Origin of the sequence: Paraburkholderia sp. Tr-20389 (genome assembly GCF_017104565.1) — a bacterium.
GTDB lineage: Bacteria > Pseudomonadota > Gammaproteobacteria > Burkholderiales > Burkholderiaceae > Paraburkholderia.
Map to the genome: position 1 here is coordinate 137923 of NZ_JAAGPD010000005.1, position 14460 is coordinate 152382.

The 14460-nt window shown below is 61.6% G+C and carries 15 protein-coding genes; 6 read left to right on the forward strand and 9 right to left on the reverse strand.

Annotation, left to right across the window (positions count from 1 at the left end; genetic code table 11):
* Nucleotides 1-15 precede the first annotated feature (15 nt).
* On the reverse strand, nt 16-1533 hold the full coding sequence (locus G3N95_RS08030) for a CoA-acylating methylmalonate-semialdehyde dehydrogenase (protein WP_205969468.1): 1518 nt from the start codon (nt 1531-1533) through the stop codon (nt 16-18).
* A 149-nt stretch (nt 1534-1682) separates the two neighbouring features.
* Between G3N95_RS08030 and G3N95_RS08035 the strand changes: the two genes are divergently transcribed.
* Nucleotides 1683-2582, forward strand: a complete 900-nt coding sequence (locus G3N95_RS08035; RefSeq protein ID WP_205969469.1) for a LysR family transcriptional regulator — start codon at nt 1683-1685, stop codon at nt 2580-2582.
* A 250-nt stretch (nt 2583-2832) separates the two neighbouring features.
* Entirely contained in the window at nt 2833-3363 is a 531-nt protein-coding gene (locus G3N95_RS08040; RefSeq protein WP_205969470.1) for a class IV adenylate cyclase, read from the forward strand.
* 19 nt (nt 3364-3382) lie between these two features.
* On the opposite strand, the gene G3N95_RS08045 is transcribed toward G3N95_RS08040, so the two are convergent.
* Nucleotides 3383-3874: an Lrp/AsnC family transcriptional regulator gene (locus tag G3N95_RS08045; protein WP_205969471.1), complete on the reverse strand. Its 492-nt coding sequence runs from the start codon at nt 3872-3874 to the stop codon at nt 3383-3385.
* Nucleotides 3875-4257: 383 nt separating this feature from the next.
* Here G3N95_RS08045 and G3N95_RS08050 point away from each other — a divergent pair, with 383 nt between their 5' ends.
* Both G3N95_RS08050 and G3N95_RS08055 read left to right on the forward strand, forming a co-directional pair.
* Nucleotides 4258-5115, forward strand: coding sequence for a 4a-hydroxytetrahydrobiopterin dehydratase (locus G3N95_RS08050; protein ID WP_205969472.1), 858 nt, complete (start codon nt 4258-4260; stop codon nt 5113-5115).
* A 128-nt stretch (nt 5116-5243) separates the two neighbouring features.
* A complete protein-coding gene (locus tag G3N95_RS08055) occupies nt 5244-5549 on the forward strand; it encodes a 4a-hydroxytetrahydrobiopterin dehydratase (RefSeq protein ID WP_205969473.1) in 306 nt (101 codons plus the stop codon).
* A gap of 73 nt (nt 5550-5622) precedes the next feature.
* Here the strand turns inward: G3N95_RS08055 and G3N95_RS08060 are convergent, their stop codons facing one another.
* A complete protein-coding gene (locus G3N95_RS08060) occupies nt 5623-5853 on the reverse strand; it encodes a DUF3717 domain-containing protein (protein ID WP_205969474.1) in 231 nt (76 codons plus the stop codon).
* A gap of 117 nt (nt 5854-5970) precedes the next feature.
* Here G3N95_RS08060 and G3N95_RS08065 point away from each other — a divergent pair, with 117 nt between their 5' ends.
* Both G3N95_RS08065 and G3N95_RS08070 read left to right on the forward strand, forming a co-directional pair.
* Nucleotides 5971-6657: a response regulator transcription factor gene (locus G3N95_RS08065; protein WP_007581727.1), complete on the forward strand. Its 687-nt coding sequence runs from the start codon at nt 5971-5973 to the stop codon at nt 6655-6657.
* 174 nt (nt 6658-6831) lie between these two features.
* Nucleotides 6832-8331, forward strand: coding sequence for a sensor histidine kinase (locus tag G3N95_RS08070; RefSeq protein WP_205969475.1), 1500 nt, complete (start codon nt 6832-6834; stop codon nt 8329-8331).
* A 58-nt stretch (nt 8332-8389) separates the two neighbouring features.
* On the opposite strand, the gene G3N95_RS08075 is transcribed toward G3N95_RS08070, so the two are convergent.
* The 6 genes from G3N95_RS08075 to G3N95_RS08100 all read right to left on the reverse strand — a co-directional run bounded on the left by G3N95_RS08075 (nt 8390) and on the right by G3N95_RS08100 (nt 14390).
* Nucleotides 8390-8872, reverse strand: a complete 483-nt coding sequence (locus G3N95_RS08075; protein WP_205969476.1) for an SET domain-containing protein-lysine N-methyltransferase — start codon at nt 8870-8872, stop codon at nt 8390-8392.
* Between the two features lie 264 nt (nt 8873-9136).
* Nucleotides 9137-10249 (reverse strand): NADH:flavin oxidoreductase/NADH oxidase, encoded by a 1113-nt coding sequence (locus tag G3N95_RS08080; protein WP_205969621.1) that lies wholly within the window; start codon nt 10247-10249, stop codon nt 9137-9139.
* A 110-nt stretch (nt 10250-10359) separates the two neighbouring features.
* Nucleotides 10360-11091: an MOSC domain-containing protein gene (locus G3N95_RS08085; RefSeq protein ID WP_205969477.1), complete on the reverse strand. Its 732-nt coding sequence runs from the start codon at nt 11089-11091 to the stop codon at nt 10360-10362.
* A gap of 9 nt (nt 11092-11100) precedes the next feature.
* Nucleotides 11101-11814 (reverse strand): glutamine amidotransferase, encoded by a 714-nt coding sequence (locus G3N95_RS08090; RefSeq protein ID WP_205969478.1) that lies wholly within the window; start codon nt 11812-11814, stop codon nt 11101-11103.
* Between the two features lie 145 nt (nt 11815-11959).
* The gene (locus G3N95_RS08095; RefSeq protein WP_205969479.1) at nt 11960-12604 is read right to left on the reverse strand and encodes a MarR family winged helix-turn-helix transcriptional regulator; all 645 of its coding nucleotides are present in this window, start codon (nt 12602-12604) and stop codon (nt 11960-11962) included.
* 670 nt (nt 12605-13274) lie between these two features.
* Nucleotides 13275-14390 carry a YbdK family carboxylate-amine ligase gene (locus G3N95_RS08100; protein WP_205969480.1) on the reverse strand — a complete coding sequence of 372 codons (1116 nt, stop codon included), beginning with the start codon at nt 14388-14390 and terminating at the stop codon, nt 13275-13277.
* Between the last annotated feature and the right edge of the window lie 70 nt (nt 14391-14460).

A 14460-nucleotide genomic window follows, 5' to 3' on the forward strand; every position in this document is an offset into this window, starting at 1 on the left:
ACCTTCCAACCCGCGTTACTTCGCAACCGGCATCGTGAATTCGGCGCCCTTTGCAATGCTGTCCGGCCAACGCTGCATCACGCTCTTGTAGCGCGTATAGAAGCGCACGCCTTCTTCGCCATAAGCATGGTGATCGCCGAACAGCGACTTCTTCCAGCCGCCAAACGAATGCCACGCCATCGGCACAGGAATCGGCACGTTGATACCCACCATGCCGATCTGAATCTGCCGCGAGAACGCACGCGCGACGCCACCATCCGACGTGAACAGCGACACGCCATTCGCAAACTCGTTCTTGTTGATCAGTTCGACGGCAGAAGCGAAATCGGGCACACGCACGACGCACAGCACGGGACCGAAGATCTCTTCGCGATAGATCTTCATGTCGGTCTTCACATCGTCGAACAACGAGCCGCCGAGGAAGAAACCTTTCTCATGACCGGTCACCTGATGACCGCGCCCATCGACGACGAGCTTCGCGCCTGCATCGACGCCCGCCTCGATATAGCCCGACACTTTCTCGCGATGCGCCGCTGTCACGAGCGGACCCATTTCCGCTTCGCCTTCCATGCCGTTCATGATCTTCAGTGACTTCACACGGGGGGTGAGCCTGTCGATCAGTTCGTCGGCGATATGGCCGACGGCGACTGCAACGGAAATCGCCATGCAACGCTCGCCGGCCGAGCCATAGGCCGCGCCGATCAATGCATCGACGGCCTGATCGAGATCCGCATCCGGCATCACGACGAGATGATTCTTCGCACCGCCCAGCGCCTGCACGCGCTTGCCGTGTTTCGTGCCTTCCGTGTAGATGTATTCGGCAATCGGCGTCGAGCCGACAAACGACAGCGCGCTCACGTCGGGATGTGCGAGCAGCGCATCGACTGCCACCTTGTCGCCATGCACGACGTTGAATACGCCCTCAGGCAAGCCCGCTTCCTTCAATAGCTCGGCAAGACGAATGGATGCCGACGGATCGCGCTCCGACGGCTTCAACACGAACGTGTTGCCGCATGCGATGGCGACGGGAAACATCCAGCACGGCACCATCATCGGGAAATTGAACGGCGTGATGCCCGCGACCACGCCAAGCGGCTGACGCAGATTCCAGTTGTCGATTCCGCCGCCGATCTGATCGGTGAAGTCCGTCTTCAACAGATTCGGAATGCCGCAGGCAAATTCGACGATCTCGATGCCGCGCATTACTTCACCCTTCGCATCGGAGAACACCTTGCCGTGCTCGCGCGTAATCAGTTCGGCGAGTTCGTCGTGATGACGGTCCAGCAATTCCTTGAACTTGAACAGCACGCGCGCGCGTTTGATCGGCGCCGTTTCGCTCCATGCGGGAAACGCAGCGTTCGCTGCTGCAACGGCGGCATCCACTTCGGCGACGCTCGCGAGCGGCACACGCGAGGTCACGTCGCCCGTCGCCGGATTGAACACGTCGCCGAAGCGCTGGCTCGTGCCCTCGACGGAACGGCCGTTGATCACGTGTGTCAGCGCGCGCACTTTGCCTTGATCTGTCTCGCTCATGGTGTCTCCTGATGTAGGACTTGTGAGGGTCGATGCTGCAGCGCAATGCGTCACGCCTTCGCATGATGTTCTTTAGGTTAATCGCGGGGTGCGCTGCAAATCCAATGAGTAATGCTCAAATGCGATATAAGGCGCGTTAATATCAGCGGATGGATCTCACCCTGCTCCGCGCATTTGCAACGGTCGCACGCGAAGGCAATCTCACGCGCGCCGCGACGCAGTTGCATCTGACCCAGCCCGCCGTCAGTCTGCAGATCAAGAACCTGCAGACAGCCCTCGGCGTGACCCTCTTCACGCGCACATCGCACGGGCTCGCGCTGACGCGCGACGGCCAGGCGCTGTTGCCTCATGCCGAGCGCGCGCTGGCGGCCGCAAGCGATGTCGAACGCGCGGCGGCGACGCTGCGTCAGGAAGTGCGCGGACGTCTGCGCATCGGCACCATTCTCGATCCCGCTTTCCTGCGGCTAGGCGGCTTCCTGAGACAGCTCGTCGAAACGTGGCCGCATGTCGAAACGCAGCTCAGGCACGGCATGTCGGGCTGGGTGCGCGATCAGGTGCGTGCCGGCGAACTCGACGTCGGCTATTACATCGGTCAGCCCGATGACGACGACACGCGCGACGCGCCGATCTTTCACGCCGTCACGCTCACGCACTTTCAGTATCGCGTGCTGGCGCCGCCCGGCTGGAAGGACCGCATGAAAGGCGCGCGCGACTGGCGCGCGCTGGCTTCGTTTCCGTGGATCTGGACGCCGCCCGCGTCCGCGCACAACCGGCTGCTGACACGCCGTTTCGCCGACGCCGGGGTCAGGCCCATCAAGGTCGCGGAAGTCGATCAGGAACCGTCGATGCTCGATCTCGTCAAATCCGGCATCGGGCTCACGCTCGCGCGCGATTCGATTGCACTCGCCGAAGCGCACGCGCATGCGCTGACGATCGTCGAAGACGTCACGGTGCCGACGGAACTCACTTTCATCACGCTCGCCGCGCATCGGGACGAGCCTGCGATCGCCGCGGCGTTGAAGCTGATCGAGTTGCAATGGTCGACGTAACTGACTTCGTGCGATATGAGCCGACCTCATGACGCTGCGGTTTCGGCACCCGTTTTTGGTCCCCTTCGCGCGCCGTGGACTTTAACCACATCGTCACGGGCTTTTTGCTAGATTGACGCTTTGCCCGCTTTTCCCCGCTGTCTTCCGTATGCCCTTTGGCCCCTGACGAGCGGCTTGCGCATGCAGGCCATCGACGCCGGTCCCGTCGTCGTCAGAAGCCGTCCACGTTCTCTTTCGACAGGAGCTTCACATGGCACGCAACATCGAAATCAAAGCCCGCGCGCAGCAGTTCGAGCAGCTTCGCGAGCGCGCCGCCGCCCTTGCGCCTGACGCTCCGTTGATCTTCCGCCAGCAGGACTTTTTCTACGACGTACCGCGCGGGCGTTTGAAGCTGCGCCAGTTCGACGACGGCACGCCCGCCGAGCTGATCTTCTATCAGCGCGACGACCGCGACGGTCCCAAAGCCTCCTACTACACGCGCAGCCCGGTGACGAACCCCGAAGCGATGCACTCGCTGCTCGCCACCGCACTCACGACGCGCGGCATCGTCACGAAGGAACGCCACGTGTATATCGTCGGGCGCACGCGGATTCACCTGGATCGTGTCGACGGTCTTGGCGATTTCGTCGAACTCGAAGTCGTGCTCGCGCAGGATGACGACGAAGAAGGCGGCGAAGCCGAAGCGCATGCCGTGTTTGCGAAACTCGGCGTGCCCGAGTCGGACCTCGTCGCCGTCGCGTATGTGGATATGCTGAATGAGGAACCGCTGAAGGCCGCCTGATTTATCTCACACCGCGCGGTCACTCAGTGGGCGCGCCCGGCGCCAGATGACCGAGCGGCAACGGCCCGTTGCGCTTGAACGTCGTCAGCACGATGTTCGAGCGCACGCTGTCGACGCCCGGCACGCGCATCAATTTCTTCATCACGAACGACGACAGCGCGTTCAGATCCGGCGCGACGATGCGCAGCAGATAGTCGGCATCGCCCACCACCGCGTGACATTCCAGCACCTCCGGCAGCACGTCGATCTGCTGCTGAAACTGCTCGATGATCGAATCTCCGTGATGCTTCAGTTTCAGGCTTGTGAACGCCGTCACGCCGAGCCCGAGCTTTTCTGGCCGCAGCACGACGCGATAGCCGTCGACCACCCCGATCGCCTCCAGCCGCTGCAGCCGGCGCCCGATCTGGGAGGGCGACAGCGGCACCTGCTCGCCGAGCTGCTGATGCGTCGCGCGTCCGAAGCGCTGCAGGACGTCGAGCAGCGCGAGGTCGAAGTGATCGAGTTCCAACATGGTGTTCCTACACGAATACAGGGCAAACGTGCATCTTATTGCATGGGTTCGCCCTCCGTGCAAGGGCGTGCCTCCGGCCGCATACGCGCAATGAGACCTACGCAGGCAGGGACATCCAAGGGCCGGCTCGGCGCACTACATCCTTTACAAGCGGCATGTCGGCGTCTATAACCAAACAACCTATCAATACATTCAAGACGCATGTTTTCAGCTCGGTCGACAACCCAACTCGACCATGCTCCATTCGTCTCACGCCCAGTCCTCGCCGCAAGAACCATGATGCTTCAGCGAAGCCGGAACTTCGCGGTGAGCATGTCGGCCACTGCCTGATCGATTTGGTCGAAGCGGTCGTCATCAATTGCATAAAACATTGAGGGCGCGTCATGGGTTCCAAAGACTTTTTAGCGTTCATCAGCTATCGGCGCGTCGATAGCTGGGCGGCGTCTCGTTGGCTCGCGGACAGCATCGGCCGGACATTCGGCCCACAAAGCGTATTCATTGACTCCGAGGCGATCCGTGTGTCCAACAACTGGAAGGATCGAATCAAAGAGGCTCTGGATTCGGCAACCGTCGTGATCCCAGTGATTGGGCCGAGATGGCTTTCCACAGCAGACGAAAACAGCAAACGGCGCATTGATAAAAAAGACGACTGGGTGCGAAACGAAATACGCCACGCCATCGAATCGAAGACCCGCGTCGCTCCCGTGCTTCTTTCGAAGACACCTATGCCGACGCAAGGCGCACTTCCTGATGCAATCCGCAAACTCGCGGATTTTCAGGGATTCGAGTTGCGTGACGATCGCTGGGAAAGCGATCTGCAAGCGCTATTAACGCAAATGGAAAGTTTTGGTTTTGTGCGTCTGTCGCAAGATGCCGTCCGGTACCCGACGCCCGCGCTAAAAATCCGCGGACTCGATCCTATCGAATTACAAGCCGGACTTAACCGGCTACCCGGCTGGCAGTGCCTCACTTCGGATCTTCCCAACGCACCGGGTCGTCAGCGCATCGAATTGCACCGCAACTTCGTATTCGCTTCTTTTCTGGACGCGGTCGAATTCATGTCGAAGGCTGCTTTGGAAATCGACCGACGCGACCATCATCCTCGATGGCAGAACCTTTGGCGCACGGTTTCCGTCTGGCTAACGACCTGGGACATCGGGCATACACCGTCCACCCTGGACCTCGAGCTCGCTGCCTACCTCGATGAGCTACGCACGCAGTTTCGCGCAGTTGCGAACTGATGCGATCAACATCGAAGACTCGCGGCTCGTACGGCATGCGCGTATTCGTGGAAGAATGAACGTGCGGTCTGACGCCTCCGTCGGCGCCACTGACACGCCCCTTCCTGCCAACACCACAGGTAAGCACGATGACGCGTAAATTGACTGTTGACGAACGCTCGGCGCTCTTGAGCGAATTGAACGGTTGGCGAGCATCCACGGATCGCGAAGCGATTCAGTGCGAATATAAGTTCCGCGACTTCAACGAAGCGTTCGGCTTTATGACGCGGGTTGCAATCAAGGCGGAGGAAATCGGCCACCATCCAGATTGGTTCAATGTCTACAACGAGGTGAAGATCACGCTACGAACGCATGACCTCGATGGTGTCACTGAACTCGACGCGCAACTTGCGCGGTTCATAGACGAAGTGGCAAGAACCATGCAACCGAGCTAGTCAGTCGAATCCACGAAAAATGCTGCTGCGCCGAATTTGAAAGCGTATTGCAGGTAATCAGGCCACCAAACCTTCACTTCTTTAGGCCATTTTTAAGGGACACGTAAGAATCCCATGCAGTACGTGCGTTCGCGTCCAAACCTTCCTGCGACACGGTGGTCTGTCGCTGTACAATCATCAGCGCATACGGCTTGGAGAGCGCGCTTGCCTCCTTGCACAGAACGAGTTCGTCGCCGGCTGAAGGCGAGCGGGTACGCCAGAAATTGATCGCGGCTTCCAGTTCGTAGATCGTAATATCGGACATGGCTGGCTGGTCTGTTGAAGGCCGCATCGAACGGCACGCCGCATGGCATTCTGTGCAGCAGGCGCCCCGGCGAACCGCGTGCCTCTTGCCTAAACCCATTGTACTTGAGCGAAAACCATGCGACTCCTTCTGATCGAAGATGACCGCCCCATCGCACGCGGCATCCAAAGCAGTCTCGAACAAGCCGGCTTCACGGTCGACATGGTTCACGACGGCATCTTCGCCGAACAGGCCCTCACGCAAAACCGCCACGAACTCGTGATCCTCGATCTGGGCCTGCCCGGCATCGACGGCATGACGCTGCTCTCGCGTTTTCGCCAGAGCAACCGTCATACGCCCGTGATCGTGCTGACCGCGCGCGACGAACTGAACGACCGCGTGCAGGGCCTCAATTCCGGCGCCGATGACTACATGCTGAAGCCGTTCGAACCCGCCGAACTCGAAGCACGCATTCGCGCGGTGATGCGCCGCAGCGGACCGCATGGCGACATGCCGCGTCCGGAAGTGTCGCTGGGCGGCGTACGTCTGTCGGGTGTCGATCGCCGCATTTTCAACGACGACAAGCCGCTCGAACTGTCTCCGCGCGAATTCGCGGTGCTCGAAATGCTGCTGCTGCGTCATGGCCGCGTGGTCAGCAAGGCGCAACTGCAGGATCACCTGACGCACTTCGGCGGCGATCTCGGCGACACCGCGATCGAAGTCTATGTGCACCGTGTGCGCAAGAAGCTCGAAAACTGCCGCGTCGAAATCGTCACGGTGCGCGGCTTCGGCTATCTGCTCCAGGAAATCCGCCAGGCGTCATAATAGTCGTCGAGACCGTTGTGGTCTGACGGCGTCCGGGTTGTCCGACGGGCGGCCGCAAGCGCATCTGCCGATGCGCGGCGGCCGCCTGTGTCATTCAGCCCGGCAGCGGCGAGGCAGGGTCGCGCGTTCGTCGAGATCCTCCGCCGGCGTCAATCTTTTATCGCGGGTTCGACCATGAACTATCCCGCCGCGAATAGCCTGCGCCGCCAGTTGCTGCGCCGGCTCGCCGCTCCCCTTTCGCTGCTCGCGCTGATGAGCGGCCTCATCGCGTACTGGCTGGCGTGGCAATACACGCAGCATGTCGTCGACCGTTCGCTCGCCGATCTCGCCACAGCCATTTCGAAGCAGATCCAGATCGCCGGCCCCGACGCGCCCATCACCGTGCCGCCTCTCGCGCAGGCGATGTTCTCCGACCCCGTCGAACAGTTGGTCTACCGGATCAGCAACGGCGAAACCGAAATCGCCGGCGACCCAAAGTTGCCGCTGCAGGGCACGAACGTGCGCCGTATGCACTACGCGTATGTGTTCGAGACGCATCACGAGGGCACAGCGGTGCGCGTCGCGCAGGTTCGTGTCGATCAGCCGACGGGCAATCCCGTCGTCATCGAAGTCGGCCAGCCGGTGCATCATCGTTTTCGCATCGCCGCTGAATTTCTGATTGCGATCATGATGCCGCTGCTGCTGTTGCTGCTCGCGGGCTGGGTGATCGTGTGGCGCGTCGTGAATCAGCAGTTGAACCCGCTGACCGATCTCGCCGATTCGCTGAACCGCCAGACGCATACGTCGCTGGAACCCGTAGACGAAACCTTCGTTCCTGTCGAAATCCGTCCGCTGACGGGCGCGCTGAATGGCCTGCTCGACCGCTTGAAGTCCGCGCTCGATGCACAGCGCAAGTTCATCGCCGACGCCGCGCATCAGCTGCGTACGCCGCTCACCGCGATCAAGCTCCACGCCGAGCAGGCTGCCATCGCGCGCGATCCGCAGCAGACGCTCGCGGCCGTCAAGGAGCTGCGTGCCGCCGCCGATCGCGCGGTACGTCTGTCGAACCAGCTGCTGTCCCTCGCGCGCGCCGAGCCGGGTGAACAGGCCGCGCGTTTCGTCAATCTCGACGTCGCGTCGCTCGCCTTCGACACGGGCGCCGAATGGGTCCCGCGTGCGCTCGCCGTGCATGTCGATCTCGGCTTCCAGCGGCTCGACGATCCATCGAACGATCACCCGTTGATCGCGCGCGGCAATCCTGTGCTGCTGCGCGAAGTGATCGCGAATCTACTGGATAACGCGCTGAAATACGTGCCGCCGTCGCGCATCAACGGCGCGCGCATCACGATGACGGTCGCACAATCGGTCGTGGATGGCGTCGCGATGGCGGAAGTCGCCGTCGAGGACAACGGTCCGGGCGTGCCGCTCAAGCAGCAGCCCGAGCTGTTCAAGCGTTTCTTCCGCGGCGACGGTCAGGGGCAAAGCGACAGCAGCGTCGACGGCGGCGCCGGCCTCGGCCTTGCGATCGTGCACGACATCATGGCGCTGCATCGCGGCAGCGTGCATTACGAAGATGCCGTCGAAGGTGGAGCGCGCTTTATCGTGCGGCTTCCCGTCGCGACGGGCGCCGTGCTGCGCGAAGCCGAACCGGCTCGCGAAACAAAAAAACCGGCGCATGCGCCGGTCGATCTCTGAAGTTCATCGCCAGAGCGCGCTGCCGTACCATTGCGGAACGTCCGGCAGGGCGCCTGAATCACTTCTTCTTCTTCGATTTCTTCTCGTCTTTCTTGTCCGGCCGCGCAAGCATCGTGCCGCGGCACTTGCGCGCGCCACAGCGGCATTCGTATTCCTTCTTCAATTTCTTCGTCTGACGCGCGTCGATCACGAGCCCGTAGTCGTAGAACAGCTCCTCGCCGGCTTCGATATCGCGCAGCGCGTCGATATAGACGTGCCCGTCGATCTCTTCCGCTTCGCAGTTCGGCGCGCACGAGTGGTTGATCCAGCGCGCGCTGTTGCCCTTCACCTTGCCGTCGATCACGTCACCGCTATCGAGCGCGAAGTAGAACGTGTGATTCGGTTCGTCCGGGTTATGGGGATGCCGTCGCAGCGCTTCTTTCCACGAGATCCGTTCGCCCTTGTATTCGATCAGCCGGTCGCCGGCAGCGAGCGGTTCGAGTGCAAACACGCCTTTGCCGTGCACACCCGATTGACGCACAGCGATCCTGCGTGAACTCATTGAATCAATCCTTGTAGAACGGTGGATGAGCAAACTCTTGTTCGCCGATGCTTCCGCGTTTCGCGCCATCTCCAGCGATGCATGGCTTTTCTGACGCGGATAGCAAACGCGGCGCCTTGCTGGCGCCGCGTCGACATGTGACGCAAGCAACGTCACAACCGAAATCGTACACGGATGATGTGGATTCGTTCAACCGTCAGACGCGCAGATCCGCATCGCATTGCGTGCAATGCGTGATCCGCATCGACAATCGAACGCCGCGTGTCAGCGCTGACCGAACGAAATGTCGCCGAACAACGCTTTCTGGTCGCGCGGCTGCGAGCGCCAGTATTGCGGCGGCGCCTCGACGGTCGCGCCGAGCTTCGCGGCCGCGTGCCACGGCCAACGCGGATCGTAAAGCATCGCGCGCGCCATCGCGACGAGATCCGCATCGCCCTTTTCGATCAATTGATTGGCGTGCTCAGGGTCCGTGATCAGACCGACGGCCACCGTCGTCAAGCCCGTCGCTTCCCTGACCGCCTTCGCGAACGGCACCTGATAGCCGGGTTCGAGCGGAATCTTTTGCAAAGGCGATACGCCACCCGACGACACATCGACCCAATCGCAACCGCGCTTCTTCAGCTCTTGCGCAAACGCGATCGTGTCTTCGATCGTGATGCCGCCTTCGACCCAGTCGACAGCCGATACGCGCACGCCGACGGGCTTGTCGGCAGGAAATGCCGCCCGCACGATATCGAAAATTTCGAGCGGGAAACGCATGCGGTTTTCGAGCGAGCCGCCGTATTCGTCGGTGCGCTGGTTGGCGAGCGGCGACAGAAACTGATGCAGTAGATAGCCATGCGCGGCATGCACTTCGAGCGCATCGATGCCGAGACGCGCGGCACGTCGCGCCGTCGCTGCGAAGGCTTCGCGAATCCGGTTGAGACCTGCGTTGTCGAGCGCGAGCGGTGCTTCTTCACCCGCCTTGTGCGGAATCGCGGACGGCGCGTGCGGCAGCCAGCCGCCGTCGGCGACGGGAATCAGTTGTCCGCCTTCCCACGGCACATTGCTCGATGCCTTGCGGCCCGCGTGCGACAGCTGCATCGCGATGTGCACCTTCGAATGCTTGCGGATCGCGGCGATCACCGGCTTAAGCGCTTCTTCCGTCCTGTCGTCCCACAAGCCGAGATCGGCAGGTGTGATCCGGCCATCGGGTTCGACAGCCGTCGCCTCGATGCACAGCATGCTCGCGCCCGAGAGAGCGAGATGGCCCAGGTGGATCATGTGCCATGCCGTCGCTTCGCCGCGCTCGGCGGAGTACTGACACATCGGCGACACGACGATGCGGTTCGGCAGCGTCACGCTACGCAGCGTGAGCGGGGTGAAAAGTGCGCTCATGGTTGGGGTGTTACCCATCGAAACTCAAGAGCGATCGAGCATAGCACCGGGTCTGAAATGCTGCAGACGGCCTGGCGCGCCGCGCCATGACCGGTTTTCAGCGGCGCGAATCAGCTTTGGCCAGCAGGTCCGTCCAGACGCTTCGTCCACGATTCGACTTCGCCGCTCTCCAGTCGCTTCGTTGCCGTCTTGCGCCACGACGGCGATAGCGTGTCGAGTTGCGCCATGCTTTCCAACGCCTGCCGATCGTCGCGATCGACATAGAGCACGCGCAGCAGCCGCTCGACACTCCACTGCGCATGCGGACGCGCGAGCCGCTCGATCGTGTCGCCCGCACCGATCTCGCCGGCTTCCAGCACCCGGTAGTACCAGCCCGTGCGGCGCGTGTGCTGCACGGCGCGCGACATGTCCGCGCGCGCGAACCGCAGGTTCAGTTTCCAGCACGGCTGCCGGGGCTGCGAAACCTGCACGATCGCCCCGCCGATGCGGTAGACATCGCCGACGCACACATCCGCTTCCGTCAGTCCCGACGTGCTGACGTTCTCCCCGAATGCGCCGGGGTGAGCGAGCGTCGCGAGACCGGATGCGCCTGACTGCCATTCGTGTCGCCAGGTCGTGTAGTGATCGAACGGATAGTGATGCAGCGCCTTTTCCAGGCCGCCGTGAATCTTGAGTTCGGCCTGCTGATCACCTTCGAGTCCTGTTTCTCCGAGCCACACGCGGCCATCCACACGCGTCTTGGCGATCGCGCTCGTCTTGTTCGAGCCGTCGTCGCCGAGCGGCGCGACTTTGCCGGTCAAAACGGCATCGACGGTCAAGACACGGTGATCCACGGCATTCATCGGCGACGTTCAGGATTTCCCGGCCACTTGATCGAGCCATTCCCCGAACATGTGGGTCGCCGCGACTTCGAGTTTCGGACCGTGTTTCGCGGTGTCGGCGCGCAGCGTGCGCACATCGATGCCGTGGCTCGCGATCTCGCCGGCATTGCCGATCAGCCAGGGCTCGAAACGGTCGGTGCGGATTTCAGGGTGGCATTGCAGGCCAAGCACATGCTTGCCCCACGCGAACCCCTGGTTTTCACAGGCAGGCGTGGACGCGAGATGCACGGCGCCTTGCGGAAGATCGAATGTATCGCCGTGCCAATGAAGCATCGACGTGTGCGCCGCGTCCAGATGACGCAGCGGCGACTGCTTGCCGGCATCGGTGAGCGTCAACGGTGTCCAGCCGATTTCCGTTTGCCCCGATGGATAGACTTTCGCGCCCAGCACGCGCGCGATCAATTGGGCGCCGAGGCAGATGCCGAGCGTCGGCAGGCCGGCTGCGATGCGTTTCTCGATCATCGCGACGAGCGGCGCGATGGTCGGATAGCGATCGTCGTCGTAGGCGCTGATCGGGCCGCCGAGTATCACCATCAGCGACGGCATCACCGGGTTGGGCGCCTCGATGCGCGCAAAGCCGACGTCGAGATAACGCACGGGACGACCGCGTTCGCCGAGCACCCGTTCGAGACTCCCCAGATCCTCGAAGTGCACGTGGCGTATGGCCAGAACTTCGTGAAGCATCGGCGAATCCACCATCAGGTTGACTGGACACGCCCCAAGGCATGCCGGAAGACACGTCGTCTGCCGATGCGCAAGACGGCGCAAGCTCACCCGCCACCGTTCGCGAATACCCGCGAGCGGCGGCCGGCTCCGCAGTTTAGCCGACTCAGCCTTGCTGCGCGAAGATCTTCCAGGTCTTTTTCTGCGTGGCGGCGTCGGCCGTTTCGTGCACCGAGCAATCCAGACGCAGATCGGTATCCGACATCGACAGATCGAGCAGCATGCAGCGATGCGGCGTTTTCTTCGGGTTCTTGCTCGCCTCGAAATGCGTGCAGGTCACGCACATCCGGTGCGGCGGAATATGGCCTTGCACTTCGAGCTGACGCACGGTCTTCAGCAGCGTGCGATAGAAAATCGACTGCTCTTCGTCGCGCAGCGTGCCGACCGCCTTCGCGAGAAAGTCCGGCCATTGCGCGGCGCGCTTTGCAGCCGTGCGGCCGCGTGCCGTCAGACGCACGGCAAGCGCCCGCCCGTCGTCGAGCGCTCGGCGCTTTTCCACAAGGCCCTTGCTTTCGAGCGTGCTCACGGCATCGCTCGTGGTCGCGGCCGTCAGCGCGGTTTCACGGGCGATTTCGCCGAGACGCATCGGCCCCTTGCGCTGCATCAGCAGCACCAGGATTTCGCCTTGGGTAGGCGTCAGACCAGCGCCTTCCGCCCATTCCCATGCCTGGCTCCGCATGGCCGTGCTGAGTCGCAGCAGGCTGTGGGTCACCCGCCCGGTTGCCTGCTCTCCGTATACGCCTTCGCTCATAGTCTTTCGTTCGTTGTTGACAGCATGCCGTCGCCCGTCGACACCCGATATCCGATGCCCGCGCGCCGGCAGTCTGTGGGGGGAAGCTTCGCCGGAAAATCCGGCTCGCCGAATCCTACTATCTCAAAAATTTCCTGCGATGCGGACCTGTCCCGGCCGCTGTCACAGGCGTTGCACTGCTCCGTATGTGCTGCGATCCCTGCATGTCAGGCCACGCATCGGCGTGATCTCAGGCAGGCCGCAACGACGAGAAACGACATTCTATTCGAGAGCGGCGAATCGTACAGCTAAGTTATCCAATGCAATCTGTGGATAACTACGGGATAAAACAGGGGATGACATGTGTGCCGATTCTTGATAACACGCGCGGTGCAGCGAATCTGAGAATCATTCTCCCAGGTTCCCGCTTGCGATGCACGGCTGTTCCGCGTGGTTATCGTTTACGCAGCCTCTTGAGTTTGCTAGAAATTATTCGGTTGTCCACAGGCAAACGCAATGCTTGTTAACTACTACTACGTTTGTATACGTAAACTTTGAGAAAAGCTTAGGGACGCGCTACCGGAAATCGCGCAAATAAAAAAAACCCGCAAAAAGCGGGTTTATTCGAGGTTCGCTCATTCGCAACGCGGTTGCTTGCCGGATAAAAAGGCAACACACCGCATCGCCCGGCTCACGCGCGCCACTGCAGACATTGTTGTCGAACGGCTTCATGCAGCGACTTTTCGTGTTCGACCACGCTGCGCAGCCACGTTGCATCGTTCACCTGACCGCGTGCAATCGCGCCGATTTCTTCGAGCGCCTTGCCTGACCCCAGCGCGTCCGCGTGCGGCGCAATGCGCTCGAGGGTGTGGATGATGTCTTCCGAAATCGTGCGGCGCTCGCCCGTCTGCGGATCAATACACGTTCCGGCGAGACCGAAGCGGCAAGCCTCGAAGCGGTTGAACGTGTAGACGAGGTAGTCATCTTCCTTGGGCGTCAACGGCTTGTCGAGCAGCAGGTGACGCGCGAGCGTCTGGATGTAGCAGGCAATCGCGGCCGCGCGATCGACGGACAACGGCGTGTCCATCACGCGCACTTCGATGGTGCCGAAGCCGGGCTTCGGCCGGATGTCCCAGTAGAAATCCTTCATGCTGTTGACGACGCCCGTGTGGACCATCTTCGAAAAGTATTCTTCGAAGCTGTCCCACGTGAGCACGAACGGCGCGCGGCCCGACAGCGGAAATGCGAACACGGAATTCAGGCGTGCCGAGTGAAAGCCGGTATCGACGCCCTGCACGAACGGCGATGAAGCCGACAAAGCGATGAAGTGCGGAATGAAGCGCGACATCGAATGCAGCAGGAACAACGCGCTGTCGGCATCCGGGCAGCCGATGTGCACATGCTGGCCGAACACCGTGAACTGCTTCGCAAGGTATCCGTAGAGTTCCGAAAGGTATTGAAAGCGCGGCGTGTCGACGATCTGCCGCTCGCTCCATTGCTGGAAAGCGTGCGTGCCGCCGCCGCACAGCCCGACGTTCAGACGGTCGGCCGCGGCGACCAGCACGTCGCGGATCGTGCGCAGATCGGCGACGGCCTGTTCGTGCGACGTGCAGATACCCGTCGACAGCTCGATCATGCTTTCGGTGATTTCCGGCGTGATGTTGCCCGGGATCTTTTCGTCCTTGATGAGCCGGAGCAGGTCGGTTCCCGCTTTGGTCAGATCATAGTCATGGGTGTTGACGATCTGCATCTCGAGTTCGACACCGAAGGTGAACGGTTTCGAATCGACGAAGGCTTCGAGTGACATGGCGTTTCCTGATTCATGTCGGCGCAGGCGCAGCCGTTGCTGGCGGCGCCTCGCCGGAGTGACTGTCGAA